This window comes from Qipengyuania nanhaisediminis (assembly GCF_900115585.1).
GTDB lineage: Bacteria > Pseudomonadota > Alphaproteobacteria > Sphingomonadales > Sphingomonadaceae > Qipengyuania > Qipengyuania nanhaisediminis.
The window spans coordinates 200,174-226,874 of record NZ_FOWZ01000002.1 but is presented as its reverse complement, the minus strand read 5'-3'; the positions used below and the strand labels follow the sequence as shown (position 1 = coordinate 226,874).

26 protein-coding genes and 1 pseudogene are annotated in these 26,701 nt (G+C 61.6%); 15 read left to right on the top strand and 12 right to left on the bottom strand.

Translation table 11 applies throughout. The features are described from left to right. Window positions 1-111 precede the first annotated feature (111 nt). The 6 genes from BM173_RS06700 to BM173_RS06675 are packed head-to-tail and all read left to right on the top strand — an operon-like array spanning window position 112 to window position 10,325. A complete protein-coding gene (locus BM173_RS06700) occupies window positions 112-1,347 on the top strand; it encodes a TolC family protein (RefSeq protein ID WP_090479078.1) in 1,236 nt (411 codons plus the stop codon). Further along, complete coding sequence (locus BM173_RS06695) at window positions 1,344-2,855, top strand: efflux RND transporter periplasmic adaptor subunit (protein WP_090479075.1); 1,512 nt, start codon at window positions 1,344-1,346, stop codon at window positions 2,853-2,855. The genes BM173_RS06700 and BM173_RS06695 overlap by 4 nt, the downstream gene beginning before the upstream one ends. Further along, a complete protein-coding gene (locus tag BM173_RS06690) occupies window positions 2,852-6,019 on the top strand; it encodes an efflux RND transporter permease subunit (protein ID WP_090479072.1) in 3,168 nt (1,055 codons plus the stop codon). The genes BM173_RS06695 and BM173_RS06690 overlap by 4 nt, the downstream gene beginning before the upstream one ends. Continuing rightward, complete coding sequence (locus BM173_RS06685; protein WP_225982093.1) at window positions 5,998-6,381, top strand: copper-binding protein; 384 nt, start codon at window positions 5,998-6,000, stop codon at window positions 6,379-6,381. Before BM173_RS06690 ends, BM173_RS06685 begins: the two co-directional genes overlap by 22 nt. A gap of 56 nt (window positions 6,382-6,437) precedes the next feature. After that, window positions 6,438-7,982 (top strand): multicopper oxidase family protein, encoded by a 1,545-nt coding sequence (locus BM173_RS06680; protein ID WP_090479069.1) that lies wholly within the window; start codon window positions 6,438-6,440, stop codon window positions 7,980-7,982. Between the two features lie 12 nt (window positions 7,983-7,994). Further along, window positions 7,995-10,325, top strand: coding sequence for a heavy metal translocating P-type ATPase (locus BM173_RS06675; RefSeq protein WP_007163847.1), 2,331 nt, complete (start codon window positions 7,995-7,997; stop codon window positions 10,323-10,325). Between the two features lie 11 nt (window positions 10,326-10,336). Here BM173_RS06675 and BM173_RS06670 read toward each other — a convergent pair whose 3' ends face one another. The 10 genes and pseudogenes from BM173_RS06670 to BM173_RS06625 all read right to left on the bottom strand — a co-directional run. Continuing rightward, window positions 10,337-11,689: an MBL fold metallo-hydrolase gene (locus BM173_RS06670; protein WP_086438288.1), complete on the bottom strand. Its 1,353-nt coding sequence runs from the start codon at window positions 11,687-11,689 to the stop codon at window positions 10,337-10,339. Window positions 11,690-11,761: 72 nt separating this feature from the next. Beyond that, entirely contained in the window at window positions 11,762-12,466 is a 705-nt protein-coding gene (locus BM173_RS06665; protein ID WP_086438289.1) for an NAD(P)-dependent oxidoreductase, read from the bottom strand. A gap of 92 nt (window positions 12,467-12,558) precedes the next feature. Continuing rightward, on the bottom strand, window positions 12,559-13,047 hold the full coding sequence (locus BM173_RS06660; RefSeq protein WP_007163850.1) for a DUF6692 family protein: 489 nt from the start codon (window positions 13,045-13,047) through the stop codon (window positions 12,559-12,561). Next, window positions 13,044-13,571 (bottom strand): DUF305 domain-containing protein, encoded by a 528-nt coding sequence (locus BM173_RS06655; RefSeq protein WP_007163851.1) that lies wholly within the window; start codon window positions 13,569-13,571, stop codon window positions 13,044-13,046. The genes BM173_RS06660 and BM173_RS06655 overlap by 4 nt, the downstream gene beginning before the upstream one ends. After that, on the bottom strand, window positions 13,568-13,981 hold the full coding sequence (locus tag BM173_RS06650) for a potassium channel family protein (RefSeq protein ID WP_007163852.1): 414 nt from the start codon (window positions 13,979-13,981) through the stop codon (window positions 13,568-13,570). The genes BM173_RS06655 and BM173_RS06650 overlap by 4 nt, the downstream gene beginning before the upstream one ends. After that, complete coding sequence (locus BM173_RS06645) at window positions 13,978-14,727, bottom strand: glutaredoxin family protein (protein WP_090480206.1); 750 nt, start codon at window positions 14,725-14,727, stop codon at window positions 13,978-13,980. The genes BM173_RS06650 and BM173_RS06645 overlap by 4 nt, the downstream gene beginning before the upstream one ends. 112 nt (window positions 14,728-14,839) lie before the next feature. Beyond that, a complete protein-coding gene (locus BM173_RS06640; protein ID WP_232725834.1) occupies window positions 14,840-16,123 on the bottom strand; it encodes an APC family permease in 1,284 nt (427 codons plus the stop codon). Between the two features lie 281 nt (window positions 16,124-16,404). Further along, complete coding sequence (locus BM173_RS06635) at window positions 16,405-16,680, bottom strand: hypothetical protein (protein WP_007163855.1); 276 nt, start codon at window positions 16,678-16,680, stop codon at window positions 16,405-16,407. 44 nt (window positions 16,681-16,724) lie between these two features. Then, entirely contained in the window at window positions 16,725-17,192 is a 468-nt protein-coding gene (locus tag BM173_RS06630; protein ID WP_007163856.1) for a DUF411 domain-containing protein, read from the bottom strand. A 229-nt stretch (window positions 17,193-17,421) separates the two neighbouring features. Next, a pseudogene (locus BM173_RS06625) lies at window positions 17,422-17,874 on the bottom strand (class I SAM-dependent methyltransferase); the annotation flags it as partial. 148 nt (window positions 17,875-18,022) lie between these two features. Between BM173_RS06625 and BM173_RS06620 the strand changes: the two are divergent. Genes BM173_RS06620 through BM173_RS06590 form a run of 7 tightly spaced genes read left to right on the top strand, consistent with a single transcriptional unit; the run spans window position 18,023 to window position 23,676 of the window. Beyond that, the gene (locus BM173_RS06620; protein ID WP_090479066.1) at window positions 18,023-18,319 is read left to right on the top strand and encodes a hypothetical protein; all 297 of its coding nucleotides are present in this window, start codon (window positions 18,023-18,025) and stop codon (window positions 18,317-18,319) included. Between the two features lie 3 nt (window positions 18,320-18,322). Then, complete coding sequence (locus tag BM173_RS06615) at window positions 18,323-18,757, top strand: periplasmic heavy metal sensor (RefSeq protein WP_086438292.1); 435 nt, start codon at window positions 18,323-18,325, stop codon at window positions 18,755-18,757. A 15-nt stretch (window positions 18,758-18,772) separates the two neighbouring features. Then, window positions 18,773-19,330, top strand: coding sequence for an RNA polymerase sigma factor (locus BM173_RS06610; RefSeq protein WP_371876727.1), 558 nt, complete (start codon window positions 18,773-18,775; stop codon window positions 19,328-19,330). A 48-nt stretch (window positions 19,331-19,378) separates the two neighbouring features. Further along, window positions 19,379-21,190: a copper resistance system multicopper oxidase gene (locus tag BM173_RS06605; RefSeq protein ID WP_090479063.1), complete on the top strand. Its 1,812-nt coding sequence runs from the start codon at window positions 19,379-19,381 to the stop codon at window positions 21,188-21,190. Beyond that, window positions 21,187-22,344, top strand: a complete 1,158-nt coding sequence (locus BM173_RS06600; protein WP_090479060.1) for a copper resistance protein B — start codon at window positions 21,187-21,189, stop codon at window positions 22,342-22,344. The genes BM173_RS06605 and BM173_RS06600 overlap by 4 nt, the downstream gene beginning before the upstream one ends. A 16-nt stretch (window positions 22,345-22,360) precedes the next feature. Continuing rightward, window positions 22,361-22,921 (top strand): YybH family protein, encoded by a 561-nt coding sequence (locus BM173_RS06595; RefSeq protein WP_245755804.1) that lies wholly within the window; start codon window positions 22,361-22,363, stop codon window positions 22,919-22,921. Between the two features lie 20 nt (window positions 22,922-22,941). Then, the gene (locus BM173_RS06590; RefSeq protein WP_233994312.1) at window positions 22,942-23,676 is read left to right on the top strand and encodes a PepSY domain-containing protein; all 735 of its coding nucleotides are present in this window, start codon (window positions 22,942-22,944) and stop codon (window positions 23,674-23,676) included. 13 nt (window positions 23,677-23,689) lie between these two features. On the opposite strand, the gene BM173_RS06585 is transcribed toward BM173_RS06590, so the two are convergent. Both BM173_RS06585 and BM173_RS06580 read right to left on the bottom strand, forming a co-directional pair. Further along, window positions 23,690-24,130 (bottom strand): hypothetical protein, encoded by a 441-nt coding sequence (locus BM173_RS06585; RefSeq protein WP_011413854.1) that lies wholly within the window; start codon window positions 24,128-24,130, stop codon window positions 23,690-23,692. A gap of 93 nt (window positions 24,131-24,223) precedes the next feature. Next, window positions 24,224-24,511: a hypothetical protein gene (locus BM173_RS06580; RefSeq protein WP_090479056.1), complete on the bottom strand. Its 288-nt coding sequence runs from the start codon at window positions 24,509-24,511 to the stop codon at window positions 24,224-24,226. 223 nt (window positions 24,512-24,734) lie between these two features. On the opposite strand from BM173_RS06580, the gene BM173_RS06575 reads away from it, so the two are divergent. Continuing rightward, window positions 24,735-25,124, top strand: coding sequence for a hypothetical protein (locus BM173_RS06575; RefSeq protein WP_245755803.1), 390 nt, complete (start codon window positions 24,735-24,737; stop codon window positions 25,122-25,124). A 213-nt stretch (window positions 25,125-25,337) separates the two neighbouring features. Then, on the top strand, window positions 25,338-25,967 hold the full coding sequence (locus tag BM173_RS06570) for a DUF2231 domain-containing protein (RefSeq protein ID WP_090479053.1): 630 nt from the start codon (window positions 25,338-25,340) through the stop codon (window positions 25,965-25,967). Window positions 25,968-26,701 lie beyond the last annotated feature (734 nt).

The window sequence follows — 26,701 nt, the reverse complement described above, 5'->3', positions numbered from 1 at the left end:
GGTGCATCGCATCGCTTGCGAGCTTGACGGATAAACAGGCCCAGCGCCCGGTCGATTGACCGCGTGCGCCGTGGACCTTCCCGGTCAGCTTGCTTTGAAAGAGTGAGAATTATGGATTGGCGAATTGGCTGGGTGCCGTTTTCGGCCCTGCTCGCCGCGCAGACTGCACAAGCACAGTCTGTCGGATACGAGGAAGCACTTGCAGCGGTACGGGGCGAACAGCCCGTTCTGGAAGCTGGCGCGCTGCGTGTTCAATCACGGCGCGAAGCAGCAGAGGCGGCGGACGAGCTTCCCGATCCGCGTGTGCGTGCAGGGATCATGAACCTTCCTGTGACCGGACCTGCCGCGTTCGACCCAGACCGGCAACTCCCCACGCAGATCGCAATCGGTATCGAGCAGGAAATCCCCAATCTCGCCCGTCGACGGGCGAGGTTCGGCGTTGCCAGTTCGGAAGTGCGCCTCGCCGAGGCACGCCTTGGCATGGCCGAGCGTATTCTTCTCGCCGATGCGGGAACGGCCTGGGTCCGGCTCCATTATGCGCAAGCGCGGCTTCATCTTGCCCAAGGCGCGCTCGACGAACTGAGAGCATTCGTTCCGGTGGCCAACAGTGCTGTCGCTTCGGGGTCGGCCCGCCCGGCAGAGAGTCTGGCCATCCGGCGCGAGCTACTCGGAATTGAGGATGCGATTACCGCTATCGAAGCCGAGCGCGACGCGGCGCAAGCGCAGATTTCCCGATATGTACCGCTCGCAGATCCGGTTGCTCTGGGTGCCGCGCCATCGGCTGTCCTCGATCAGGAACGGCTGCGGTTCGAGCTCGAGAGCAATCCCGAAATCCTGCTGGCCGATGCCGAACGAGGCCGGGCCGAAGCCGGTGTCGCGCTCGCACGCGCCGAGAAACGACCCGATTTCGGCGTGAGCGCCACCTATGGTCGCCGCAACCCCGATTTCGGCGATGCGGTGTCGATCATGGGGTCCATTACACTACCGATCTTTACCGACCGGCGGCAGAATCCGCGCATTGCCGCAGCCGAATCCGAGGCCGCCGCCGCATCGGCCGAGCGCGAGGATCGCAGGCGCGCCTTGGTTGCCGGCTTCGAAGCCGATCTGGCCACTTGGCGCAGCACAGTGCGGCAATGGGAACGCGCGCGTGACGAGCTTCTCCCGCTGGCGCGCGACCGCGCCGACCTCGAGACAGCCAGCTTCGCGGCCGGGCGTGCCGATCTCGTCGATGTCATTGCGGCGAAATCCGCGCTCGCGCTGCTCGAACTGGAGATACTCGAGCGCGAACAGGCAGCTGTCGAGGCGGCGGTGAGGCTGCGACTCACCTACGGGGAGAGCAGGCCATGAACTCCGCGCTCGAACGATTCACACCGCGCCAGCGCATGTATGCGGCTGGGCTTGGCATTGCTCTGGTCAGTTTGTTGGCGGGCTATGGTTTGTCCACGCTCGGCGGCGAGAGCGGCGGCGGCGATGCAGCGACCGATACGGGCTGCGAGGACGTGCTCTACTGGTACGATCCGATGGTCCCTGATCAGCGCTTCGACGAGCCGGGCAAATCTCCTTTCATGGACATGCAGCTTGTTCCCAAATGTGCGGGCGGCGACGCGCAGGGCGCCGGGGGTGTGAGCATCGATTCGACGCTCGTCCAGAATTTCGGGATCCGGACTGCTGAAGCGGAATATGGCGTGCTGGAGCCCGAAATCAGCGTCACCGGCACGCTCGCTTATAACGGCAGCGAGATGGCGATCGTTCAGCCGCGCGCCGGCGGCTATGTTCAGCGGACCTACGGCCATGCACCGCAGGACCTGATTGCCAGAGGCGCTCCGATCGTCGACATTCTGGTGCCCGAATGGGGCGGCGCACAAAACGAGTATCTTGCTGTTGCCGCAACCGGCGACGAAGCGTTGACCCGGGCCGCTCGCGAGCGCCTGCGGCTGCTTGGCATGCCGGACTCGATGATCGCCTCGGTCGCCCGAAGCGGACGGCCGCAAACGATCATCACCGTCACTGCACCGCAATCGGGCGCGATCACGTCGCTCGGGGTAAGGCCGGGCATGACCGTGGCGGCGGGCCAATCGCTGGCCGAGATCAGCGGGTACAGTCCGATCTGGCTCGAGGCGGCGGTACCCGAGGCACTGGCTGGCAACGCGCGTGTCGGGCAGCCGGTGAGCGCCACGCTCACTGCCTTTCCCGGCGAACGGTTTGCCGGACGCATCATCGCCATTCTGCCGAGCGCGCAGGATGCGAGCCGCACGATCACCGTGCGGGCAGCGATGCCCAATCCGGGCCTGCGGCTCAAGCCTGGCATGTTTGCCCAAGTGATGCTCGCGCCTGAACGGCGCGAAGCGCTGCTGGCCCCTTCGGAAGCTGTCATTCGCACCGGCGAGCGGACCCTGGTGATGATCGCGCAGGAAGGCGGCGGCTATCGGCCCGCCGAAATCCGTATCGGCCGCGAAGCGAACGGACGGACCGAAGTCCTTGCCGGGCTGGCTGCAGGAGAGAGAGTGGTCACCTCGGGCCAGTTCCTGCTCGATTCCGAAGCCAGCCTTGCCGGCATCGACGTGCGTCCCGTCGATCAGGCACCATCCGGTGCGAGCGAAGACCGAGGATCGGACGATGCAGATGAGCCACAGACTTATCGCGCGACCGGGACGATCGAGCGCATAAACGCCAACAGCGTGACCTTGCGCCACGGTCCGGTGCCTGCGCTCGAATGGCCGGCGATGACCATGCCCTTCGCCAGCGAAGGACCGGAACAGCTGCGCGGTTTCGCGCGCGGCGACCGGGTCTCCTTCACATTTGTGCAAGCCAGTACGGGTCCGCGCATCGTCTCGATCCGGAAAACCGGGCAATGATCGCGCGCATTATCGATAGCTCGATCGCCAATCGCTTTTTCGTGGTGCTGGCAGCGATAGGGTTGGCGCTGGCCGGTTTCTGGGCGGTACGGACAACGCCCGTCGATGCCCTGCCGGACCTTTCCGATGTACAGGTGGTGATCCGCTCGAACTATCCAGGTCAGGCGCCCCGTATCGTCGAGGACCAGGTGACCTATCCGATGGCCACGACCATGCTGTCGGTCCCCGGTGCCAAGACCGTGCGCGGCTATTCCTTTTTCGGAGACAGCTACGTCTATGTGATCTTCGAGGACGGGACCGACCTCTACTGGGCGCGCTCTCGCGTTCTGGAGTATCTGAACCAGGTCCAGAACCGCTTGCCCGACGGGGTTCAGAGCACACTCGGCCCTGATGCAACCGGGGTGGGCTGGATCTACGAATATGCGCTGGTCGACCGCAGCGGCGGTCACGACTTGGCCGGGCTCAGGAGCCTGCAGGACTGGTTCCTGCGCTACGAGCTGAAAACCATTCCCGGCATCGCCGAAGTCGCCAGCGTGGGCGGCATGGTCAAGCAGTACCAGATCGTGCTCGACCCCTATCGCATGGCTTCGCTGGGCGTGACGCACGCGCAAGTGGTCCGCGCGGTGCAGGCAGGCAATCAGGAAACCGGGGGCTCTATCGTCGAAATGGGCGAGGCCGAATATATGGTCCGTGCCTCGGGCTATCTCGGCACGCTGGCGGATTTTCGCAGCATACCCTTGCGCGCCCAAGCGGGCGGCACTCCGGTAACGCTGGACGATGTGGCCAATATCCAGATCGGCCCGGAGCTGCGGCGCGGCATTGCGGAACTCAACGGCGAAGGCGAGGTTGCCGGCGGTATCGTCATTCTGCGCCAGGGCGCCGATGCGCGCAGCGCAATTGCGGCGGTCGAAGCGAAGCTCGAACAATTGCAGGCAAGCCTGCCCGAAGGGGTCGAGATCGTCACCACCTACGACCGTTCGCAATTGATCGATGCTTCGGTCGAAAACCTGACCTCCAAGCTCATCGAGGAATTCATTGTCGTTGCCCTGGTGTGCCTGCTGTTCCTGTGGCACGCGCGCTCGGCACTCGTCGCGGTCGTCACCCTTCCGCTCGGCGTGCTCGCGGCCTTCATCGTGATGCGCTTTCAGGGCGTAAACGCGAACATCATGTCTCTTGGCGGGATCGCCATCGCGGTCGGCGCGATGGTCGATGCTGCGGTGGTGATGATCGAGAACGCCCACAAGCATCTGGAGCGCTGGGCCGAGGAGAACCCTGACACGGTTCTGTCCGTCCAGGAGCGCTGGCGGATCGTCGCGGATGCCTCGAAGGAAGTCGGCCCGGCGCTGTTTTTCAGCCTGCTGATCATCACCTTGTCGTTTCTGCCGGTGTTCACCTTGCAGGCGCAGGAGGGACGGCTGTTCGCACCGCTGGCCTTTACCAAGACCTATGCCATGGCGGCTGCTGCGATCCTGTCGATCACTCTGGTTCCGGTGCTGATGGGATGGCTGGTGCGCGGAAAGATTCCGGCAGAGGACAGCAACCCGGTCAATCGCGTGCTGACCCGGGCCTATCGGCCCGGGCTAGACTGGGTGATGCGCCGCCCGAAGACCGCTTTGGTCATCGCTGGGCTGGTCTTCCTGACCACGCTCGTTCCCTTCTCGCGGCTTGGCGGCGAATTCCTGCCGCCGCTCGACGAAGGCGACCTGCTCTACATGCCCAGCGCCCTGCCTGGATTGTCTCCCGGAGAGGCGTCAGCGCTGCTACAGCGCACCGACCGGCTGATCATGACCGTACCGGAAGTCGAAACCGTGTTCGGCAAGGCCGGGCGCGCCGATACCGCCACCGATCCCGCCCCTCTCACAATGTTCGAGACGACCATCCGCTTCAAACCACGCGATGAGTGGCGCGAGGGCATGACACCGGATATGCTGGTCGAGGAACTGGACCGCGCCGTGCAGGTGCCTGGCCTTGCCAATGTCTGGGTGCCGCCGATCCGCAACCGGATCGACATGCTCGCAACCGGGATCAAGAGCCCGATCGGGGTCAAGGTTTCGGGCGAAGATCTCGGCGAGCTGGAACGCGTCGCGCTCCAGATCGAACAGGCGGCAAAGAACATTCCCGGCGTCAGTTCTGCGCTGGCTGAAAGGCTGTCGGGAGGCCGCTATGTCGATGTCGATATCGACCGGCTGGAAGCGGCCCGCTACGGTCTCAACATCGCCGACGTGCAGCAGATCGTCTCCGGCGCAATTGGCGGTGCCAATGTGGCCCGTACAGTCGAAGGCCTCGCAAGATACCCGATCAATGTTCGCTATCCGCGCGAGATCCGCGACAGTGTCGACGAGCTGCGCAATCTGCCGGTGCTGACCCCGTCTGGTCAGCAGATCACGCTTGGTACCGTTGCGCAGGTGCGTGTGACCAGCGGCCCGCCCATGCTCAAGAGCGAACAGGGCCGTCCCACAAGCTATGTCTATATCGATGTGCGCGGGCGCGATCTGTCTTCTGTGGTTGGCGATCTGCAGGAGGTTATCGCGGCCGAGGTCGATCTGCCTCCGGGCGTCAGCCTGTCCTATGCCGGGCAGTTTGAATATCTCACGCGGGCCTACGAACGTCTGCAGATCGTCGTTCCGGCTACGCTCGCGATCATATTCCTGCTGCTTTACCTGATCTTCCGCCGGTTCGACGAGGCGCTGCTCATCATGGGCACCTTGCCGTTCGCGCTGACAGGCGGCTTCTGGCTGCTTTACCTGATGGGATACAACCAGTCGGTCGCGACCGCCGTCGGCTTCATCGCGCTGGCCGGGGTGTCAGCCGAATTTGGCGTCATCATGCTGATCTATCTGAAAGCTGCGCTGGAGCGGCGCGGTGAGGACCCGGATGCGGAGGAAGTCTCCGCCGCCATCCGTGAAGGGGCATTGTTGCGCGTCCGGCCCAAGGCAATGACCGTCGCGGTCATCCTCGCCGGCCTGTTTCCGATCCTGATCGGCACTGGGGCTGGCTCCGAAGTGATGAGCCGCATCGCCGCGCCGATGATCGGCGGGATGATCACCGCGCCGCTCCTGTCCATGTTCGTGCTTCCCGCAGCCTATCTGTTGCTGCGTCGTCCCCGGCCGGAACGGCCAACCCAACCCCAAGGAGAAGAAGAATGCGTCACACAACCCTCATAACCCTATTGGCCGCGCCGCTGGCGCTGGCAGCCTGCGATTCTGGCCAGGACACTGCCGAGATGGAGGACATGCCGATGGCTGAAGATGCAATGATGATGGACGGCCAGGATATGCCGATGGCGGATACCGGCAACGCAATGCAGTCCGCGAGTGCGCAAGGCACCGTCACCGCCATCGACGCCGAAGCGGGTACGATCACCGTCGACCACGGCCCGGTTCCCGCAATCGAATGGCCGGCAATGACCATGGCGTTCGAAGCCGATGAGCAACTGCGCAGCGAAGTAAGCGTCGGTGAGGGAATTGCCTTTGAATTTCGTACTGGTTCTGAAGGCAGTGTGATCACGTCGATCACGAAGGAGTAAATCGGTTGGGTGGTGCCAGGCAAATCTGGTGCCGCCCATCGCGAAACAGGAGGAGCATGATCCGGATACCGCGCATCACCCAGGCATTCCCCGTGGACCGCCGCACACTGATCAAAAGCGCTGGTTTTGCTGCTGCAGGCTTTGCCGCGTTCCCGCTTGCGGGATGCAAGGCGCAAGACGCATCGATGCTGGACAGCACTCCAGGGTCCAATCCGCTCGCTATACCGCCCTTGCAGCGTGGCGAGATTGAGCAGGGCGCACGGGTTTTCCGCCTGTCTTTGACACCGGGCCAGAAGGAATTCGTCCCCGGTGTTGCTTCGCCCACCATCGGCATCGACGCACCCTATCTGGGACCGACGCTTGAAATGCGCCGGGGCGAGTGGGTGCAGTTTCATATCGACAACAAGCTGGCCGAAGGCGCTACGGTCCATTGGCATGGTTTCGAACTTCCTGCCGCAGCCGATGGCGGACCGCATCAGTTGATCCGTCCCGGCGAACGCTGGAGCCCCTCTTTCGAAGTTCGCCAGCGGGCTTCGCTCTACTGGTGTCATTCGCATTTGGAACGCGAAGCCGGGCCGCAGGTCTATGCCGGGCTTGCCGCGCCGATTTTTGTTCGCGATGACGAGGAAGAGCGCCTCGACTTGCCGAGCGACTATGGCGTCGACGACATTCCGCTGATCGTGCAGGACCGCGTCATCGATGGATCCGGCCGCTTGGTGTACCCGCTGAGCATGCACACGCGGATGATGGGCGTGCGCGGGAGCCGGATATTCGTCAACGGCACTGAAAACGCTGTGTTCGACGCACAGACAGGCCAATTGCGGCTGCGCATCCTCAATGGATCGAACGCCCGCCTTTACGATCTTTCGCTCGAAGGTGATCGTTCGATGCAACTGATCGCGAGCGATGGCGGCTTGCTCGATCGTCCGCACATCGTCCGCTCGGTCAGGCTCGCCCCGGGGGAGCGCGCGCAGGTAATTATCGATCTCTCGGAAGGACGCCCGCTTCGCCTTCTTGCCAGCAGTCCCGAAAACGCCATGGACATGATGGGCGGACGCGGAATGATGGGCGGCGGGATGACGGGGCGCGGCGATAGCGGCGATGCTTCCGCAGACGTGTTTCAAATCCTCGATATCAGGCCGGCAAGTTCGGCCCAGCGCATCAGGGTGCCGACACAACTGGCATCGCTTGCTCCACCCGACCTGTCGTCAGCCGTCCGAACCCGGCGTTTCGTTCTCGACATGGGCATGATGGGCGGCGGAATGTCCATTAACGGTGCGGCGATGGACATGGATGTGATCAACGAACGTGTGCCCGTCGGCCAATGGGAAATCTGGGAGATCGCCAGCGCTTCCATGATGGCCCACCCGTTTCATATCCATAACGTCCAGTTTCGTGTGATCGACCGCGATGGCCGAGCGCCCCCACCATTGGAAACCAGTTTGAAGGATACCGTGATCGTCAACCCGCGCGAGCAGGTACGCCTTCTCCTGCGTTTTGAAGAACACACCGACCCAGACCTGCCCTACATGTATCACTGCCACATTCTCGAACACGAGGATGCAGGCATGATGGGGCAGTTCGTAGTCGTGAAGAGCTAGGAAGGACAGGCGATGAGCAAGAACGAGAGCGTAATCGAGGGTACTGCGATCGACCCGGTTTGCGGCATGAGCGTTGCAATCGACGGGGCTCAGCATATCGCGACGCATGATGGCGCGAAACACTATTTCTGTTCGCCGCGCTGTCACGACAAGTTCGTCACCGATCCCGAGCTCTATCTCTCGGGCGCGCATCTCGACGCGGTCGAGGATGTGCCCGAAGGCACGATCTACACCTGCCCGATGCACCCTGAAATCCGCCAGCCCGGGCCAGGTTCATGCCCGATTTGCGGCATGGCGCTCGAACCGGAAACGGTTTCGCTGGGCGATGGCCCCGACCCCGAACTGGTCGACATGCGGCGTAGGTTCTGGTGGAGCGCACTGCTTACGCTGCCGCTGTTCGTCTACGCGATGAGCGACATGGCACCGGGGCTCAGTTTCGACGGGCTGATCGAACCTGCCTGGGCGCAATGGGCGCAGTTTGCCCTTGCCACACCGGTTGTTCTTTGGGGAGCCTGGCCGTTCTTCGTTCGGGCCATCCAGTCGCTCAAGACGCGCAATCTCAACATGTTCACGCTGATCGGGTTTGGCGTTGCCATCGCCTATCTGTTCAGCGTGGTGGCGACGGTCGCGCCCGATCTGTTCCCTGCAGCGTTCCGCGACCATTCGGGACGGGTCGGGGTCTATTTCGAGGCGGCAGCGGTCATAACCACGCTTGTCCTGCTCGGACAGGTCCTCGAGCTCAAGGCCAGGGGCTCGACCTCGAGCGCCTTGCGCGCATTGCTCGAGCTGGCACCGCCCAGCGCGGTCAAGATCTTCGGCTCCGGCGATGAGCGCGAGGTGCCGCTCGACCAGCTGGCCACAGGCGATCGTCTGCGCGTCCGCCCCGGCGATAAGGTTCCGGTCGATGGAGAAATCGAGGAGGGATCGAGCGCGATCGATGAATCCATGATCAGCGGCGAACCGCTTCCGGTCGCCAAACAGGCTGGCGACACAGTCATCGGCGGCACAGTCAACCAGACTGGTGGGTTCATTATGCGCGCAACCGGCGTGGGCAAGGACACGATGCTGTCCAAGATCGTCCAGATGGTGGCCGAGGCGCAGCGCAGCCGCGCACCGATCCAGCGACTGGCGGATCAGGTGGCGGGCTGGTTTGTGCCTGCGGTGGTGGTGATAGCCATCGCCACCTTCGTGGTCTGGGGAATCTGGGGTCCCGCACCTGCGCTTGCCTATGCGCTGGTCAATGCCATTGCGGTCCTGATCATCGCTTGTCCCTGCGCGCTTGGTCTCGCTACGCCGATGTCGATCATGACCGGCACGGGCAAGGGTGCCCAGCATGGCATCCTGATCCGCAATGCCGAGGCGCTGGAGACACTCGAGAAGATCGATACGCTAGTGGTCGACAAGACCGGCACGTTGACGATGGGCAAGCCCGATCTGGTGGCGGTGACGCCAGCAGAAGGAATCGACGAAGCCGATTTCCTGGCTGCGGTTGCAGGCGTCGAAATGGGGAGCGAACATCCGCTGGCCCACGCCATCGTCGAAGGTGCGCGGACGCGCGGGGTCTCGCCCGCCAATGCCACGGATCTCGCTTCGACGACCGGGGAAGGTGTTGAAGCCAATGTCCAGGGCCGCCGGGTTGCGATCGGCAATGAGAAGATGATGCGGCGCGTCGGGATCGATGACGAGGCCTGGCTCGGCACGGCCGAAAGTGGCCGCAGGCAGGGTCAAACAGTGATGTTCGTGGCATTCGATGGCCGTCCGGCAGGGCTCATCGCGGTGGCCGATCCGATCAAGCCTACCAGTGCAGCGGTCATTGCGGCGCTGCATAAGCGCGACATCCGGGTCGTTATGCTCACGGGCGACAGCCGCGGCACTGCCGAAGCGGTCGCCCGTGAAATGGGAATCGACGAAGTGCATGCGAATGTCTCGCCCGAAGACAAGCACCGCAAGATCGAAGAGCTGAAAGCGCAAGGTCGCCGGGTCGGCATGGCCGGGGACGGGATCAACGATGCTCCTGCGCTGGCTGCCGCCGATGTTGGTATTGCGATGGGGACCGGCACCGATGTCGCAATCGAAAGCGCAGGCGTGACGCTGGTTCGCGGCGACCTGACAGGAGTGGTGCAGGCCATCGTGCTGTCGCGTGGGACGATGCGCAACATCCGGCAGAACCTGTTTTTCGCCTTCGCTTACAACACACTCGGCATTCCGGTCGCGGCAGGCGTGCTGTATCCCTTCTTCGGAGTGCTGCTCAGCCCGATGATTGCGGCCGCAGCCATGAGCCTCTCTTCCGTATCGGTGATAGGCAATGCGCTGCGGCTGCGGGGTCTGCGCCTCGAAGTCTGACAGGCCAAACTTCAGCCATGCGCGTTTTTCCAAGCGCCCATGGAACCGAGATAGATGTCGAGGCGCTTGAAGCCCTGGCTTGCGAGCCAGCCTGCCGCAACGCTCGCCCGCATGCCGCTCGCGCACATCAGCGTGTAGTGGCGGTCGCGGTCGAGCTCTTTCCATCGCTTGTTGAGCTCGCCAACATAGATATGCTCTGACCCGTCGATGCTTGCATCTTGTCGTTCGTCCGCGTCGCGCACGTCGAGCAAAGTCCATTCGCAGCTGTCTTGATCGAGCCTGCGCGCGACTTCCTCGGTGCCAATCATGGGAATGCTGCGCATCGCTTTGCCCTGAGCAGCGGCTGGAACCACGCCGACATAGCCGCCGACAACATTATCGAGACCGATGCGCACCAGATGGGCCATGGCGTGGGCTAGCTGGTCTTCCTCGGAAGCGACGAGGGCAATCCTGTCGCCTTCACCGAGGAACCATCCGGCAAAGGCCGGTATCATTCCCACCGGAAGGCACATGGCACCCGGCATATGACCGGCGGCATAGGCGAGCGGCTCGCGCACATCGACCAGGTGATCGGCGCCGCTCTCGCGAAGGTCGTCCAGCCCCAGACGCCTTGGCCGCATAATCCGCGGCGCGGCATCGGCCCCTTCGAGGTTAAGCCGTTCCATCAGCCGGAAATAGGGAGGTTGGTAGTGGTGTTCTGCTACCTTCGCCTTGATGAACTCATCGCGGTCGGAGATGCGCAGGCGCGGGTTGTTGCGCCGCTCGTGGCCGATTGTCGAGAATTCCCGGTCCGCCATTCCCGACCCGCAGACCGAGCCCGCACCATGCGCCGGGTAGATGATCGCCTGGTCGCCGAGGCGGCAAAGTTTCTGCAGGGAGTCGAAAAGAAGGCCCGCGACTTCTTCCTTGCGCTCGGGATAGAAATCGGTGCGTCCGACATCGCCGACGAACAAGGCATCGCCGGTAAAGACGCCGACCGGTCCCTCGGAATATTCGCTGTCATGGATGACGAAAGCGAGATGATCGTCGGTGTGTCCAGGTGTTTCAAGCACTTCGATCTTCAATTGACCCAGCTCGAAACAATCGCCTTCGCGCGTAGTGTTGGCGAAGGCCACGTTTCCGGCCGGATTGGGACCGTGGTGAACCGTCGCACCAGTCAAGTCCGCAAGGATCGGCGAGCCGCTGAGCAGATCCTCATTGCGATGGGTTTCGAAGATATGCGTTATCTCCAGCCCTTCAGCCCGGGCCCTTTCGACATAGACCTCGAAGTCCCGGCGCGGATCGATGACCGCTGCCTGTCCGCCCGAACCGATGATGTAGGAAAGGTGCGAGAGGCCAGGGGTTTTGATCTTCTCCAGAAACATACAATTTTCCTTGTCTGTTGCTCAAAACTTGTAACGTTCGGGCTTGTTACAGAACGATAAATGATACGACGCTCAATCGATACCGAGTTCGGCCTTGATGGCACCAGGACTTTCGAAACGTTCGGCTTCGGGCCTGCCGATGGCAGGCTTTGCGTTGATCCAGGTGTCTTCGCACACGAATTCAAGCAGGCTCGCCGCGAGATCAGCATGACGGCACCGGAAACAGCCTTCCGCCAGCCGCTCGTCCGTAATCACGGCGTCGCCAGTGTAAGGCTCATCCAGCAGCCAGCCCGGCCGTGCGGCCGTCCATTTAATACCTTGGGCGTCGCTGAGCATCACTTCCATGGAGCGCATCTGCTCGAGTATATTGAACAATGCAGGCTTGGCAGTGAGTTCAAACCAGGCCGGGACGCTCGACTGATGTTCGACGAAGGCAGCGGAGATTACGGCAATGCGGTCGATCTTCGCTTGTGCCATCGCCTCGAGCAGGTTGCGCGTGCCATCGGTATAGAGCGGCGGTGGATCGATCGCATTGCCCGGACCGAAAGCGACACCGAGGGTCGAGATAACCGCGCGGCAGCCATCGAGATCGCCCGCGAAATTATCCGACAGCACATCGCATTCGATATATTCGAAGTCGCCCACCCGCTCGCCTGGCCCAGGCACGGTGTGTTCAAAGGCGCGGATCGGTATGTCTCGGGCAATGGCACGCCTCAAGAGCTCGGTGCCGGTCTTCCCGCCTGCGCCGAAGACAGCGATGGGCCTCGTATCGGTCATCTGCTTGTTCCTGTAAAAATGGTGAGGGCGACGAAGGGCGGAGGCGCGGGCGCATGGGTTAGCCGACGGCCCGCCCATGCGCCCTGCCAGTATCAGGCTCCGTCGGCCGGACAGGTGGTATAACCCCAAAAGCCGAACTCATCCTTGGCTCTTGGTGCTGCCACGATCATCTCCTGCATTTGCAGGCCCGCATCGCCTTCATCATCCAGCATGCGGGTTTTGATCCGAAGCTCGCCGTTCGCATAGCTGCCAGGGCCATCGGCGGTCACGGGGATCAATTTGCCATTGATCTTGATCGCTCCGCCCCCGTCACCGTCATAGACAAACGAGGGAAAGGCCACTTCGGTCAGGCGGAACTGGCAGGCCTGTCCTGCGCCCAGAGCAGCAAGGTCCGCGTCATTCATGGTCCCGGGAAGCATGAGGCCCGGGTCAACATTTGCCAGTGCACTGGCCGCGTCCTCGATCGGCGCGGCAGTGGCAGGCGGGTCGAGCTGGGCTTCGCGGTCGTTGCCCGGAGCGGTGTTCGAATTGCAGGCGGCAAGCGGCAGCGCGATGAGCGCCGTGAAAGCTATCTTGTTCATGGCTGCATCTCCTCGGGCAGGCGTTCTTCGGTTCGAGGACCGTTCTGCTCGATATCGTCTATGAGGTATTTCATCTCGGCGATTTCGCGGCGCTGTGCGACAATGATGGCCTGCGCGAGTTCGCGCACGCGAGGATCTTTCAGGCTCGCGCGTTCGCTGGTCATGATCGCGATTGAGTGGTGCGGGATCATTGCTGCCATATATTCGGTATCGTCAACGGTGGTCTGGCTGCGCACCAGCCATAGTGCGAGCGCGAACACAAAGGCCCCGACGCCCAGGATGATCAAGTTCTTGGTCCGGTCCTTGTACATGCCCCACATGAAGAGCAGCATGACAACCATCATCATCGCGCCCATGACGAACATCATCCAGAAGCGCGTTTCGCTCCAGAAAAGATCATCGACGGTAAAGGTGTTGGCATACATCAGGAAGAACATGATCACGGTCGAGGTCGACACCATGGCCATGAATCGCCAGTAGCTGCCGCCCCCTCCCTTGTCCGAGTGGGAGGTCTTTTCGGTCATGCTTTTTCTCCTTTTTGCATCATGGTCCAGAATAGCTGCGCCGAGCAGCTGATGAGAGCGAAGCCGGTAAGGGCCTCGACGCCGGCGAGAACTCTCAGGTGCTCGGTCGGATAAATGTCGCCCAGGCCCAGTGTGGTCACGTTGATGAGCGAGAAATAGAAGTAGTCCATCCAGTCCATGGAAGGCGCCTTGTCGAACCCTCCCAGGCCCCATTGCGCGCCCAGCCAGAAACCTGCGGCAAAAAGGATCGCGACCAGGAAATGCGACGCGAGCACGAGTAGCGAGACTGCAAGCTTTCCCAGCGTATCGCGGCGGCGATCGAGAAGCCGGTGGCCGACACCCAGAATGGCAAGGTGGGAAGCGACGGCTGCAAGGAACAGAAAGACGGCGAGAAGGAGCGCGGTGATCATGCGAGAAGCTTCGCGCCCATCCACAGACCCATTCCGATCATGAACAGATTTTCGGTCAGCGAGACGAAGCCGAGCGGCACATTGCTGCCCCCACCGACGCAAGCGCATTTGAGCTCACGCTTGTCGATGTAGACAGCCTTGAAGACGCTGACAGTGCCGACGGTGCCAATGAACAATGCCAGCGGGGCCGAGAGCCAGGTCAGCGCGCCTGCGGTCATCAGAATGCCGGCAGCGGCTTCGCCGAACGGGTAGACGAAGCCATAGGGCACCCAGCGCCGTGCGAGCAGATCGTAGTTGAGGAACATTGTCGAGAAACTGCGCACGTCCTGAAGCTTCTGGACGGCGAGCAGGGTCATCGACAGGCTGACGAACCATTCCGCGGCCCGGACGGTGAACAGATCGTCAAAAAACGCCCAGCTCAGCCCTAGCGCGAGCAGCAGCGCGACCGCGAAAATCGCAATGACCGGCTGATAGCTGGTCTCGCCTTCCTCTGGCTGCGAACGGCTCTTGCCGAAGAACTCGCGGACATCGTCATAGCCGCCAATGCGCTTGTCTTCGATAAAGGTCTGCGGGGTGGTCTCGACGTTGTGCTTGTCCTTGAATGCGTCGGTTTCCTCCCTGCTGGTCAGGTGATGATCCTCGACCTCGAAGCCTTGCCGTGTGAGGAGATCGACCGTCTTGATGCCATAGGGACAGACATGGTCCTCCATGACCATACGGTAGACCGCCGCTGTTCGGGTCGTCATGAATCGCTCCATCTGTTTTGCCTGACGTTTCTCGTGCTCAACGCCGGTTTTCGGTGAACGGTTTCGAAAAAGCCCGGCGTAAAAGCGGCAAAGCTGGTTGAAGAAGTTGCCATCACCTTTTCTCTCCTGACCCATCATCTTCAGGAGATGCGGGCGCTTCGGAATTGCGCGAGAGGTAGATCCATTCTCCCACGAAGACTGCGACGATGCCGATCGCCGCGTAGGCGACAACGGCAGGATCGCTGCGCAATTTGGCCGCGGTAAAGGCTGCGAGGACCACGCCATCTGCCGCGAGCGCTGTCAGAAGTATTGTTGCGCGCGCGCCGACTTCCTTGCGCAGGTGGCGCAGGACGCCCCAGTGAACCAGCATATCCATGACGAGGTAGAAGAAGGCGCCCAGCGAGGCGATCCTTGACAGATCGAACAGGACCGCAAGCGTCCCGGCAATGACCACCGTATAGACCAGCATGTGGCTGCGAATCCCGCCGCTCATGCCGAAATGGCTGTGCGGGATCATCTTCATGTCGGTCAGCATCGCAAGCATGCGCGACACGGCAAATACGCTCGCTATCACGCCCGAAGTGGTGGCGGCGATCGCGATCGCCACGGTGAAATAGAAGCCCAGTTCTCCCAGCGCCGGACGCGCCGCAGCCGCGAGCGAATAATCGCGCGCCTCGACGATCTCGGATATGCTCAGGCTCGAACCCACCGCCACTGCGACAAGCAGATAGATCACGATGCAGACGGCTATCGAGATCATGATGGTTCGGCCGACATTCTTGTGCGGGTCAACGATTTCGCCGCCGCTATTGGTAATCGTGGTGAAGCCTTTGAAGGCGAGGATCGAGAAAGCAACCGAGGCGAGCAGGGCTTCTGCATTGGTCAGCGAAACGGACTGCGAAAATGCGCCTGATGAAAATCCGCTGGCCCAGATCGCCGCGACTGCGAACAGCGCGATACCGCCGATCTTGATGGCGGACATGATGAGCGAGAAGCCGCTTACCGACTTGTTGCCCGCTGCATTGACGAGATAGGCGAAGATGATGAGTGCAAGCGCTGCCAGCGAAACGAGCCACCCGCTGCTTTCGAGGCCAAACGGGCGCAGCGCGTAAGTCGCAAAGGTGCGGGCCACGAGGCTTTCATTGATGACCATCGACAGAGCCATCAGGAGCGATGCCGACGCGGCAATGACGCCGGGTCCGTAGGCCTTCTGCAAGATCATCGCGATGCCGCCCGAAGACGGCCATTTGTTCGACATCTTGATATAGCTGTAGGCCGCCAGCGAAGTTACCAGCGCGCCGGCGATGAAAGACAGGGGGAAGAGCGGACCGGCGAGCTCGGCGATCTGCCCGGTCAGCGCGAATATGCCGGCACCGATCATGACGCCGGTACCCATCGCAACGCCGCCCAGCAGGGTTATCGAGCCAGCCGTTTCGCTTTGATTCTCGTGCTCATGGTCTTGCAAGACTTTCCCCTGTCGATGGTCTCCCGTGAAAGAAAGATTATGTCGACCAGTACGTTCGCCCTTGCCGCGTCCCTCAAAAAACTTTCAGGACAAAGCCGGAGAGTTGCGTTTTGCTCGGGGCGCTCGAGCAAATTGCGGCCTAAAGCGGACTGCCTGCGCGACCGAAAAACGCTCCGCGAGTTTCAAGGCAAGCGGCCATCGCCGCCGATCTGCTACGTCCTGAATCGGTTCCGGAAAAATCGCAGCATTGGCACCCCAATGATCGCGATGTACCAACCGTACAAAAAGCTGCCGAGAGCGCCTGCCAGAAAGCCCGAGATGGTCAGCCATTCGAACCCGGGAAGCAGCGGCGCCCACGCTTCGTGCATGTGCGCCTGTTCGGGCGCGAGCAGGCCGAAACCGATGCAGATCAGGTAGCTGAAAAGCAGGAAGAGGCTGAGTGTCCAGCCCCATATCAGTATTGAGGTTTTGACCGAATAGTCTGACATGATGGTCCTCCGTTAGAGTTGGCGCTGAGATGGCTTGTCCATGGTCACGGGTAGGATGCGAAAACGCGCTGCCCGCCTGAGCCGAAGGCGATGACATCATACGGCTGCACCCGGTCCCCGGCTTCCATTCCGGGCGAGCCAAGCGGCATTCCGGGCACAGCCAGGCCTGCCACGCCTTCGGGGCTTTCGCGTAATAGTTTCGCGATGGCATCGGCGGGCACGTGGCCTTCGATGATATAGCCATCGACTTCCATCGTGTGGCACGACCACAGATCCTGCGACACACCCCTGGCTGTCTTGAGCGCAGCCATGTCGTCGGTGTCGACCGAGGCGACCTCTGCTTCGAGTCCGTGTTCTACGTGACCGGCCCAATTGAGACAGCAGCCGCACCCTGCGTCGCGGAACATGGTGTAGGTCGCGGCCTGGGCCGCATTCGAGCAGGCTGCAATGGCGAGGAGGAGCGAGGCCGCCAGCGAACGGCGTAGCGGTCTCGAATCTTTCATGAGGTTCATTGAGCATTGCCTTTCTTGATGCCGCCCAGAGAGAAATGGTTCCGGTCGCGGTATGGATACGATCGAGCAATTCGGCGTCCGCGAAAATCTCGGCGAGCAATTTCTCGACGGCTCCGTCGGCGCTCGGCTGGGTGTCCTTGACGCCGTCGAGAAGCTGAACGCTCGAACGGAACAGCGCGCGCATGAGTGGAGCATCCTGCCGCATATAGTCGGCAATCAGCGCCATGCCCCCGGGGGCGAGCAGGTTCTCGATCTGGTCGAGGATCGCGCGCTTTTGCGATACGGGGACCTGGTGAAGGACGAGGCTGCTGACGATCTTGTTTGGCCGCCAGCCGTCGGAAAGCTCGAGACTATCGAGAAAGCCGTTGTGCCACCGGACCATATCGGCTCCGGCACCGAACTTGCGCTGCGCGATAGCCAGCGCTGCGGGGTCGGGCTCAACGCCGATGAAGCCGGCTTCGGGGCAGTTGGCCATCAGCGCCCTGAGCAAGGTCCCGGTGCCGCACCCGACATCGATGACCTTGTCGCCGGGCAGCAATGCGGCCTTTTCGACGATTGCGCGGCGCCACCGTCTCTCGCGCGTAAAGACTGCGATCGCGCGATCATAGAACGGCGTGAGCCAGCTTTTGCCCAGCGGCGGAGTGAACTCGCGCTCTTTTGGCGGAACTGCCGCGCTTTTCATGCCATGGCTCCTATTCGACGCTGGTACTTGCCGCTGTTGCTTGACTTACTCCTCTTACGCGTCGCCGACCCGCACCCCTCAAAAAAGAAACTTGAGGGTTTGCGCGAAGCATCGCGTATAGGAACCGTGCAACCGACAGGAGCAAGGGATGCGTGACAATCAGACACTCGATGCGATGCTCGGCACCATGGCCTCGCAGAAGGCTGGCGACGTGCCGCCCGACTTCATGAACGGCGTCTGGCAGCGCGCAGGGCAGCTGGGGGAAATTGCCGATCAGCGACGCAGAATGGCCTTGTTCGCCGGTCTGTTTGTCGTCGGGCTGGCAGCTGGCGCAGGGACCAGCGGATGGCCTTCCGAATATGGCGCTCCTACAGAAATTGTTGGCGAGAGCCTCGTTGGCGGAGAATCCCTGTCACCCGCTGCATTGCTTCATGTGGGGTCATAGACGTTGAAGAAGTTTCACCTTGTCCTTGCGGTCCTGCTGGCGGCGCTCGCCGGATGCCTAGGAGCGCTTGCCGCCGATCGCTGGGCCAACAACGATGCCGAGGGCGGCCTGCACCAGTTCGTGCACGATGAGCTGTCGCTCACGGCTGACCAGGAGCAGCGGCTCGATGCGCTCGAAGCGCGTTTCGCGGTAGAACAGGCAAGGCTCGAAGCCTCTGCGCGCGCAGCCAACGCCCAGCTCGCCCAGGCAATGGAAACCGAGCACGAATACGGGCCCGAAGTCAGTGCCGCGATCGACGAGGTGCATGCGCGCATGGGCGATTTGCAAAAAGCGACCGTGCGCCACGTCTTCGACATGCGGGAAATTCTCGATTCCGATCAGCAGCTCCAGTTCGACCGGAAAGTGTCCGCGGCCCTCACGCGCGATCCGCGTGACTGACCAGCCTTGGCAGCGGTGGATGACACTTCGGATGAAGCTCTGATCGGGCGGGCGATAGCCGGTGACAAGCGGGCGTTCACAGCTCTCGTCGAGAGCGAGATCGCCCGGTTGATTGCGCTTGCCACGCGCATGCTGGGTTCACCATCGCGGGCCGAAGATGTCGTTCAGGACGGTCTCGCGTCGGTCTGGCTGACACGTCATCGCCTCGATCCGAGCAAGCCCATCGGTCCCTATTTGACGACAATCGTTCTCAACCGGTGCCGCGACAAGCTCCGCCGCAGGAAAGTTATTGGCTTCCTTGGTTTGCCGGATGGGCGGGAAGCCGACGCCGTTGCCGACGATGCCCCTAATCCCGAAAATGTTGCCGGAGCCCGCGAACAGCTGCGGCTGGTCCAGGCCGAAATCGGGCGCTTGCCGGTGCGCCTACAAGAGGCGCTCGTGCTGGTCACTGTCGAGGGGTACAGCCAGGCCGAGGCTGCCGAGCTGCTCGGCACCACCGAGAAAGCCGTCGAGACGCGCATCTATCGTGCGCGCAACCGGCTGAAGGAGCGGTTCGAAAAGTTTGAGGGGTAGGGCAGCTGACCGCGTATGTGACGGTATACGCATTTTCAGGAGCCCCCTATGCCTGCCCTCAATCGCCGAAAATTCCTTGGAACAAGTGCTAGCGGGCTGGGCCTGCTTGGTCTCTCCGGTGCCATGCCGGCCTGGGCGCGCGGCGCGGACATCCTGGCGGGTAACGCTAGGAAAGGACTGGACGAGGTAGCGGGGCTGAATATCGACCTCACTGTCGCACGTTCTGCCTTCGCGACGGGTAACAGGCGCGGCGGCGCCATCGCCGTCAACGGCACGATCCCCGGTCCGCTGTTGCGTTTGCAAGAGGGCACGACCGTGCGGTTGAACGTTCATAATCAGCTCGAGGAAGATACCTCAATTCACTGGCACGGTCTGCTCGTGCCGTTCCAACTGGACGGTGTACCCGGCGTGAGCTTTCCCGGCGTCAAACCAGGCGAGACATTCACAGCGGAATTTCCCGTGCGGCAGGCAGGAACTTATTGGTGGCACTCGCATAGCGGGTTGCAGGAACAGGCCGGGCACTACGGCGCTATCGTGGTCGATCCCGCCGGACCCGATCCGGTGCAGGCCGACCGCGAATATATCGTGGTGCTGAGCGAATTCAGCGATATGTCGCCCCACACGATCTTCGACAAGCTCAAGAAGGGCGAAGGCTACTTCAACTACAACCAGAACACCTGGACCGACGATTATCCGCTTTCGGGCGGGGACCGCCGGATGTGGGCGAGGATGCGCATGATGCCGACCGACATCCTCGATGTGTCGAGCGCTGCCTACACTTACCTCCTCAATGGTCACGGCCCGCTCGACAACCTGGAATATCTCTTCCGCCCCGGCGAGCGCGTACGCCTGCGCTTCATCAATGCCGGAGCCATGACCTTTTTCAATATCCGTATTCCCGGCTTACCGATGACTGTCGTGCAGGCGGACGGGAAGGATGTCGAACCGGTCGAGGTCGACGAGTTCCAGATCGGCGTTGCCGAAACCTACGATGTCGTCGTGACGCCGGGCGAGCAACAGGCTTACACGCTGGTGGCAGAGTCCATGGACCGCTCCGGCATGGGTATTGCCACACTTGCGAGCACACCCGGCGCGCGCGCCGCCATACCTCCGCTGCGCGATCCCCCGCTGCTGACCATGGCCGATATGGGCATGAGCGGCATGGACCATGGCTCCGGCGGCGATGCCGGCAAGACCGGAATGGACCACAGCAGTGGCGGTGACATGGCGGGAATGGACCATGGTTCGTCCGGCGATTCGGATATGGCGGGCATGGCCGGAATGGCGGGAGGCATGCAGATGCGTGATATCTCGCGCTTGCCTCCCGATGTGAAGGTCGGACCCGGGCTAGACATGGTCTCGATGAACCCGGTCGACCGAATGGGCGATCCCGGCATCGGCCTCGCCGATGTCCCTCACCGCACGCTCGACTATCGCAAGCTCCGCTCGCTGACACCTCATCGGGAGGGCCGGACTCCCTCGCGGCGGATGGAAATCCATCTCACCGGGAACATGGAACGCTACATGTGGTCGTTTGACGGCAAGAAGTTTTCCGCCGTCTCCGACGAGCCGATCCGGTTCGCCTATAACGAACGCGTGCGCGTGAAGCTCATCAACGACACGATGATGGCGCACCCGATCCACTTGCACGGGCACTTCTTCGAGCTGGTCAATGGCGCCCCGGCCGACCGTCAACCGCTCAAGCACACAGTTATCCTGCAGCCGGGTGGCAGCGCGCAGTTCGACCTGACGGCGGACGAGCCGGGCGACTGGGCCTTCCACTGCCACCTTCTCTACCACATGCATGCCGGGATGTTTCAGATTGTCACGGTTGCCAATCCGGACGGGAGCGAAGCATGAAGACTTTCAATTTCAGCTTCTTCGCCTCCGTCGCAGCAGGTGCAGTCCTCGCTTCGCCCGCCGCAGCCCAGCACGCCGGTCACTCGCCGGCGGAGCCGCAGCAGAGCGCCGAGGCGCAGGCTGACGCCAAGGTAAAGTGCGAGGAGGAAGCCGCGCGCCATCGTGCGATGGGGCATCCGGTAACAGAGGGGGCGTGCGAACGTACTGCCCAGCCTGAAGCTGCGATGGACCATTCGACGATGGATCATTCGCAGATGAATCACGGCGACATGGGGCAGGCGGAAGCCAGCGGCTCGTCGACAGACCATGGGCAGATGGATCACAGCCAGATGAACCACGGGCAGACGGGATCGCAGGACATGCAGGGCATGGACCATTCGTCGATGCAGATGGGCTCGAACGACGATATCCCGCTGCTGCCGCCTCCTCCCGAAGCCGGGAGCGGTCCCGCGCGCGCGGCGGTTGCGATCTGGGGCGAGGAAGCCATGAACGAAGCGCGGCGCGAACTTGTCCGCGAGACCGACGGCGGGATGCGCTTCTGGTTTCAGGGCGACCGGCTCGAATACCGCGCCCGCGAGGGAGCGGATGGATATCTTTGGGATATCCAGGGCTATTATGGCGGTGATATCGACAAGTTCTGGTTCAAGTCCGAGGGTGAAGGCAGCTTCGGTGAGCCTGTCGAGGGCGCCGAAGTCCAGGCGCTCTGGAGCCGGGCGATCGCTCCCTTCTTCGATTTCCAAGCCGGTGTCCGCCAGGATCTGACAGGGCCCGAGCGCACCCATGCGGTCATTGGCATACAGGGCATTGCTCCCTACCAGTTCGAGGTAGACGTTGCAGCGTTCGTATCGAACAAAGGCAATGTGACGGCGCGTTTTGAGGGCGAGCTTGATCAGCGCATCACGCAGCGGCTGATCCTCCAGCCGCGTGCCGAAATCGCACTTTCGGTGCAGGATATTCCCGAACTCGGCATTGGCGCTGGCCTCGACCGGATCGAGGCAGGTCTGCGTCTTCGCTACGAGTTCGCACGCGAATTCGCGCCCTATGTTGGCGTATCCCAGGAATGGCGGATCGGTGACAGCGCCGATTATGCCCGCGCCGCAGGGGAAGACTCTAGCGTGACGAATTACGTCGTGGGAATTCGATTCTGGTTTTAAGAGAAGGAAATATACAATGAGGACAAGACTATCCCTAAGCGCGGTCGCCCTGGCCTTGGCTGCAGGGGGCACTCCCGCCCTGGCACAATCCATGGACCATTCGGCGCATTCGGAACATTCGGTATCAACGCCGATGGACCATACGGAGCAGGGCATGAACCATGCCGAGCATATGGCTGCGATGAACGACGACGTCGCTGGGGCAGAAGCGGTTCTGACATCATATCGCGATGCCCTGACGTCGCGCGATGCAGAGGCCATGGCCGCGCTGTTTGCCGAGGAATCCTTCGTTTACGAAAACGGCAAGGCGGAAGGCAGCTTCACGCATTACATGGAGCATCACCTGGGACCGGAACTCGATGCAATAACCAGCTTCACCTTCGGCGAACCGACGCTCGCAGTCACCCGGATGGGACATATGGCTTATGGCCGCGAAACGTACACCTATCGGATCGAACTGGCCGACGGCCGCGTAATCGACCGCGAAGGGGTTGCGACCTCGGTCCTCGCTCATGATGCAGATGGCTGGAAGATCGTTCTGTACCATTCATCGTCACGCGCACCGCGTAACAACTGATTTGATCGGGGGAACACCGATTGGCGTTACGCTCTTTCAAGCTGCGTCTTCATGTGCTGGGCAGCAAGCTTCACAAATGGCTGGCGATCTTTGTCGGCGTCCAGGTGCTCCTGTGGATGATCACCGGGGCGCTGATGTCGTTTCTCGACATCGAAGAGGTTCGGTCCGAACATGTCGTTTCGCGCGCGCCGGAGGTCCTGCCCGCTGATGCTGTCATGCCCCAATGGCTCGATAGCAGCGAGGGGGTGGTTTCCCTTGCGACGCGCGCGGTCGGCGGCAGGGCAGTAACCGAGGTCCGCCGGGACGATGGAAGCGTCACGCTCCGCGACCCGGATAGCGGGATGCTCCTCTCGCCCCTTCCCGCCGCGAGTGCACGGGCCATCGCCCGACGTGCCTGGACCGGGCCATCGACCACCATAGCGACCACACGCCTCATCGAAGACGCTGTCGGGACCGAATTCCGGGGTCCGTTTCCGGCGTGGCAGATCACCTACGGCGATGAGGACAATACCCGCGTCTACATCGATGCATCGAGTGGCTCGGTGCTCGCTGCCCGCAGCGACACCTGGCGCCTGTTCGATTTTATCTGGGGGCTGCATATCATGGACTGGACGCAGCGCGACCGCATCAACAGCTGGTGGCTGCTACTGTTCGGGATCGGCGGGACGATTATCGCGGTTTCGGGCTTTGTCCTGCTTGCGAACCGGTTTCCCAGGATCAGGCGGCGGGCGAAACATGTGCCGAATGCACCCTGAAGCCGCTCCCAGTTTAATCAGGTTCGGCTCGGGCAAAGCGGACCAGAAGGATCGTTAGCGCCGGCACGACCGTCCACATCGCGATCGGGATCAGCGCTAGTCCCGTCACTGGCTCGTGCGGCATCAACTCGCTGTAGCGCCAGCTCAGGAAACTGTTTGCCGGAAGCGATGTGGCGATCATTTCGACGGCGATTGCGACGACAAGCCCGAAGCCGAAATAGACCGCATAGGGCATTTTGGCGGCTTGCCAGAGCCATGCGTGCCCGCCACGTAATGCTGCAAGGCTATAACCTGTCAGCAGGATCACGCCATCGCCCAGGCTTGCAATGCCGCAGCGAATGGTCCGCTCGAAGGGTTCGAGATCACCCGGTTCGAAGAATGGCATCTGGAAAATCTCCCAGACGAACGCGATCAGGCTCCCGCAAACAAAGATCAGCCAATGGGTTCTGGTCATGCTTCGGATACGCCGGAATGATGTGCGCAAGGAAATAGCGGCGGGCCGGAGTTCCACGTCCTGCATAACGCCTTTGCTGCCCCAAAGCCTGGATCAGTCACGGTCTTCGCGGCTCTCGGTTTTGGCCATGCGAGCAGCGCGTTCGAGAAATTTCCGCATGTCACCTGCTGCCAGTTCGGTAAGCGGATGCCGGCTCGCATCGGGACGCGGTTCGATCATGTCCGCACGTTTCCTGATCTGTTCGATCTGTTCGTCGCTCGCCCCGGACAAGAGGCCGAGAACTATGTTCTCGAGAGTTATGAGGCGAATGCGCATTTGCACCAGCTCGGCATGATCGGGCTCCGGAACATCCCAGCTGCCGTCCTCATTGACCGTGCTCACGACTGCTTCTCCGACGGCTCTGCTGGCACCATGATACTCCCCATTCGTCGTTATCAGCTTCTCTCAAAAAGGTGGCCGAAAAACAGCACCGCTGCAACCGGCCGTGCTTCGGCCCACCAGCCCCACCGCTGCTGCGGATTGTTTGAGGGGAAGAGATGTCGGCTGCGTAAAGAAGATGAATGCACACAGCATCCACCGCAAGACCGACTAAAGGAAATCGACCATGAAACGGACAGTTCTAGCTTTCGCGCTCGCCACCGGCTTGGCAGCCACCCCGGCAATGGCCCAGCAACAGCATGACCACGGAGATCAAGCGGCGGCGCAGCAGCAGTCACACGCTGGCCATATGATGCAGGATTCCGACGCTATGGCGGCCCATCGTGAAAAGATGGCAGAAATGCGCGCGCTGATGCAGCAGGCCCACGCGGCGGGCGATCCTGCCGAACGCCAAAGGCTGATGGCCGAACATCGTGCAAAAATGCAGGAGCACATGGCGGGCATGATGCAGGGCGGCAATGCCGATATGATGGCGGCCTGTCACCAGCGCATGATGATGATGCACGACATGATGGAGCAGATGGCGGCTCACGAGAACATGGCGCAAGACGATTAGGAGATGGTGGCCGGGCTTTCGCTTCGTACCTGAGGCTGGCCACCCTCACCAAAGCGCTGTGCAAGGCAGGAGGCCCGACCATCTCGTGATTTATATTTGAACCCTAACGCGCCGTCGTTCGCCTCGCTGCATTACCGCGAGAGATGAGGGTTCGCAGAGCACTACCGATACAATAGGTCGCACGACTGTCGCTAAGACCGGAGCCCAAAGAGAATGAAACCAATCCAATTCATGGCTATTGTGGCCGCCAGTCTGCTCTCGATAAGTCCGGCCCAGGCCCATGGCGACGAAGAACATGGTGAAGCGGCCAGTGCTGTCGTCTCCGATGCGGCGTCAGAAGATATCCAGTCTGCGCAGGGGCACGGCGATACGGCTGCTGATCATGACGGGGCGAATGGACAGGATGCAGGCGAAGGCGACAAGGGCGTGGTCGGTGTGCTCAAATCGCTGCATCCCGCCACCGTACACTTTCCGATCGCTTTGTTCTTTATGGCAGCTCTCACCGAGCTATTCATCATCGCACGGAAGGGCACAGGCCTAGAGCCGGCAGTGCGCGTACTTGTTTATGGCGGTGCCGCCGGGGCGGTCGTGGCGGCCCTATTCGGTTGGATCCATACCGGTCTCTGGTTCGGCGGAGATACTGCGATGCAGGTTCATCGCTGGAACGGAATGCTGATCGCCGTCCTCGGTCTGGCGATGGCCTATCTTGCGAGCCGTGCTTCCGCGAGCCGGACCCTGCTTCGCGCCGCAATCTTTTCCATGGCCGCTCTCGTGCTGGTGCAGGGGTTTCTGGGCGGCGAGCTTGCGCACGGTGCCAATCATCTTGGTATCTCCTGGCTTTGAAGGATAGAATGATGCGTAGATCGAATCGGAACGCGTTTGTTGCCCCCCTTGCTGCGGCGGCACTGGGGCTAGGGCTCGCTGCATGTCATCAGACGCAGGACACTTCATCAGAAGCTGAAGCCTTGCCACTGTATACGGCCCCGCCGACCGAGAGCACAGGTGCTGGTGAAGGCGAAAGAGACAACGCTGCCTCTCCCGCTGGAGAGGCCAACACGAACCGGTCGGGTGAAGCTGCGACTGCCGGTAGGCAACCAGACCGACCGGCGAGCACTCCGGTAGTAGCGCCGTCACCTGCGGCCACTCCCCCGCCGATGAATGCGAAGCCTAGCGACACACCCGATCCGCATGCGGGCCACAATATACAGTCCATGCCAGACCATGACATGTCCTCGATGTACAATCGGGCGGATGGTTCATGACCTGGCGTTTCGCCTTCTGATCGGCCCAAAAACGGCCGACGCTCATTTCACCTGTCACTACGAATAACATGTCGTCGTTTGCCAAAGGCGCTTTATCTCATCTGTCCGATTTTGGGGGTATTGATGGGGGTATTTGCATGGCGATCCAAAAAGTTGATAAGGTAAATCAGCACGTTATAGGCTCCCTGTATTTCCCTCCTCCGCTACCAGAAAATTGCGTTCGTAAAGGTTAGGATGCGCCCCGATCCCGGCATGAAGCACCAACTCTGAAGAGAAGCTAGCTCGAGATCCCATTGGGATTTCCTCGCGCGAGGC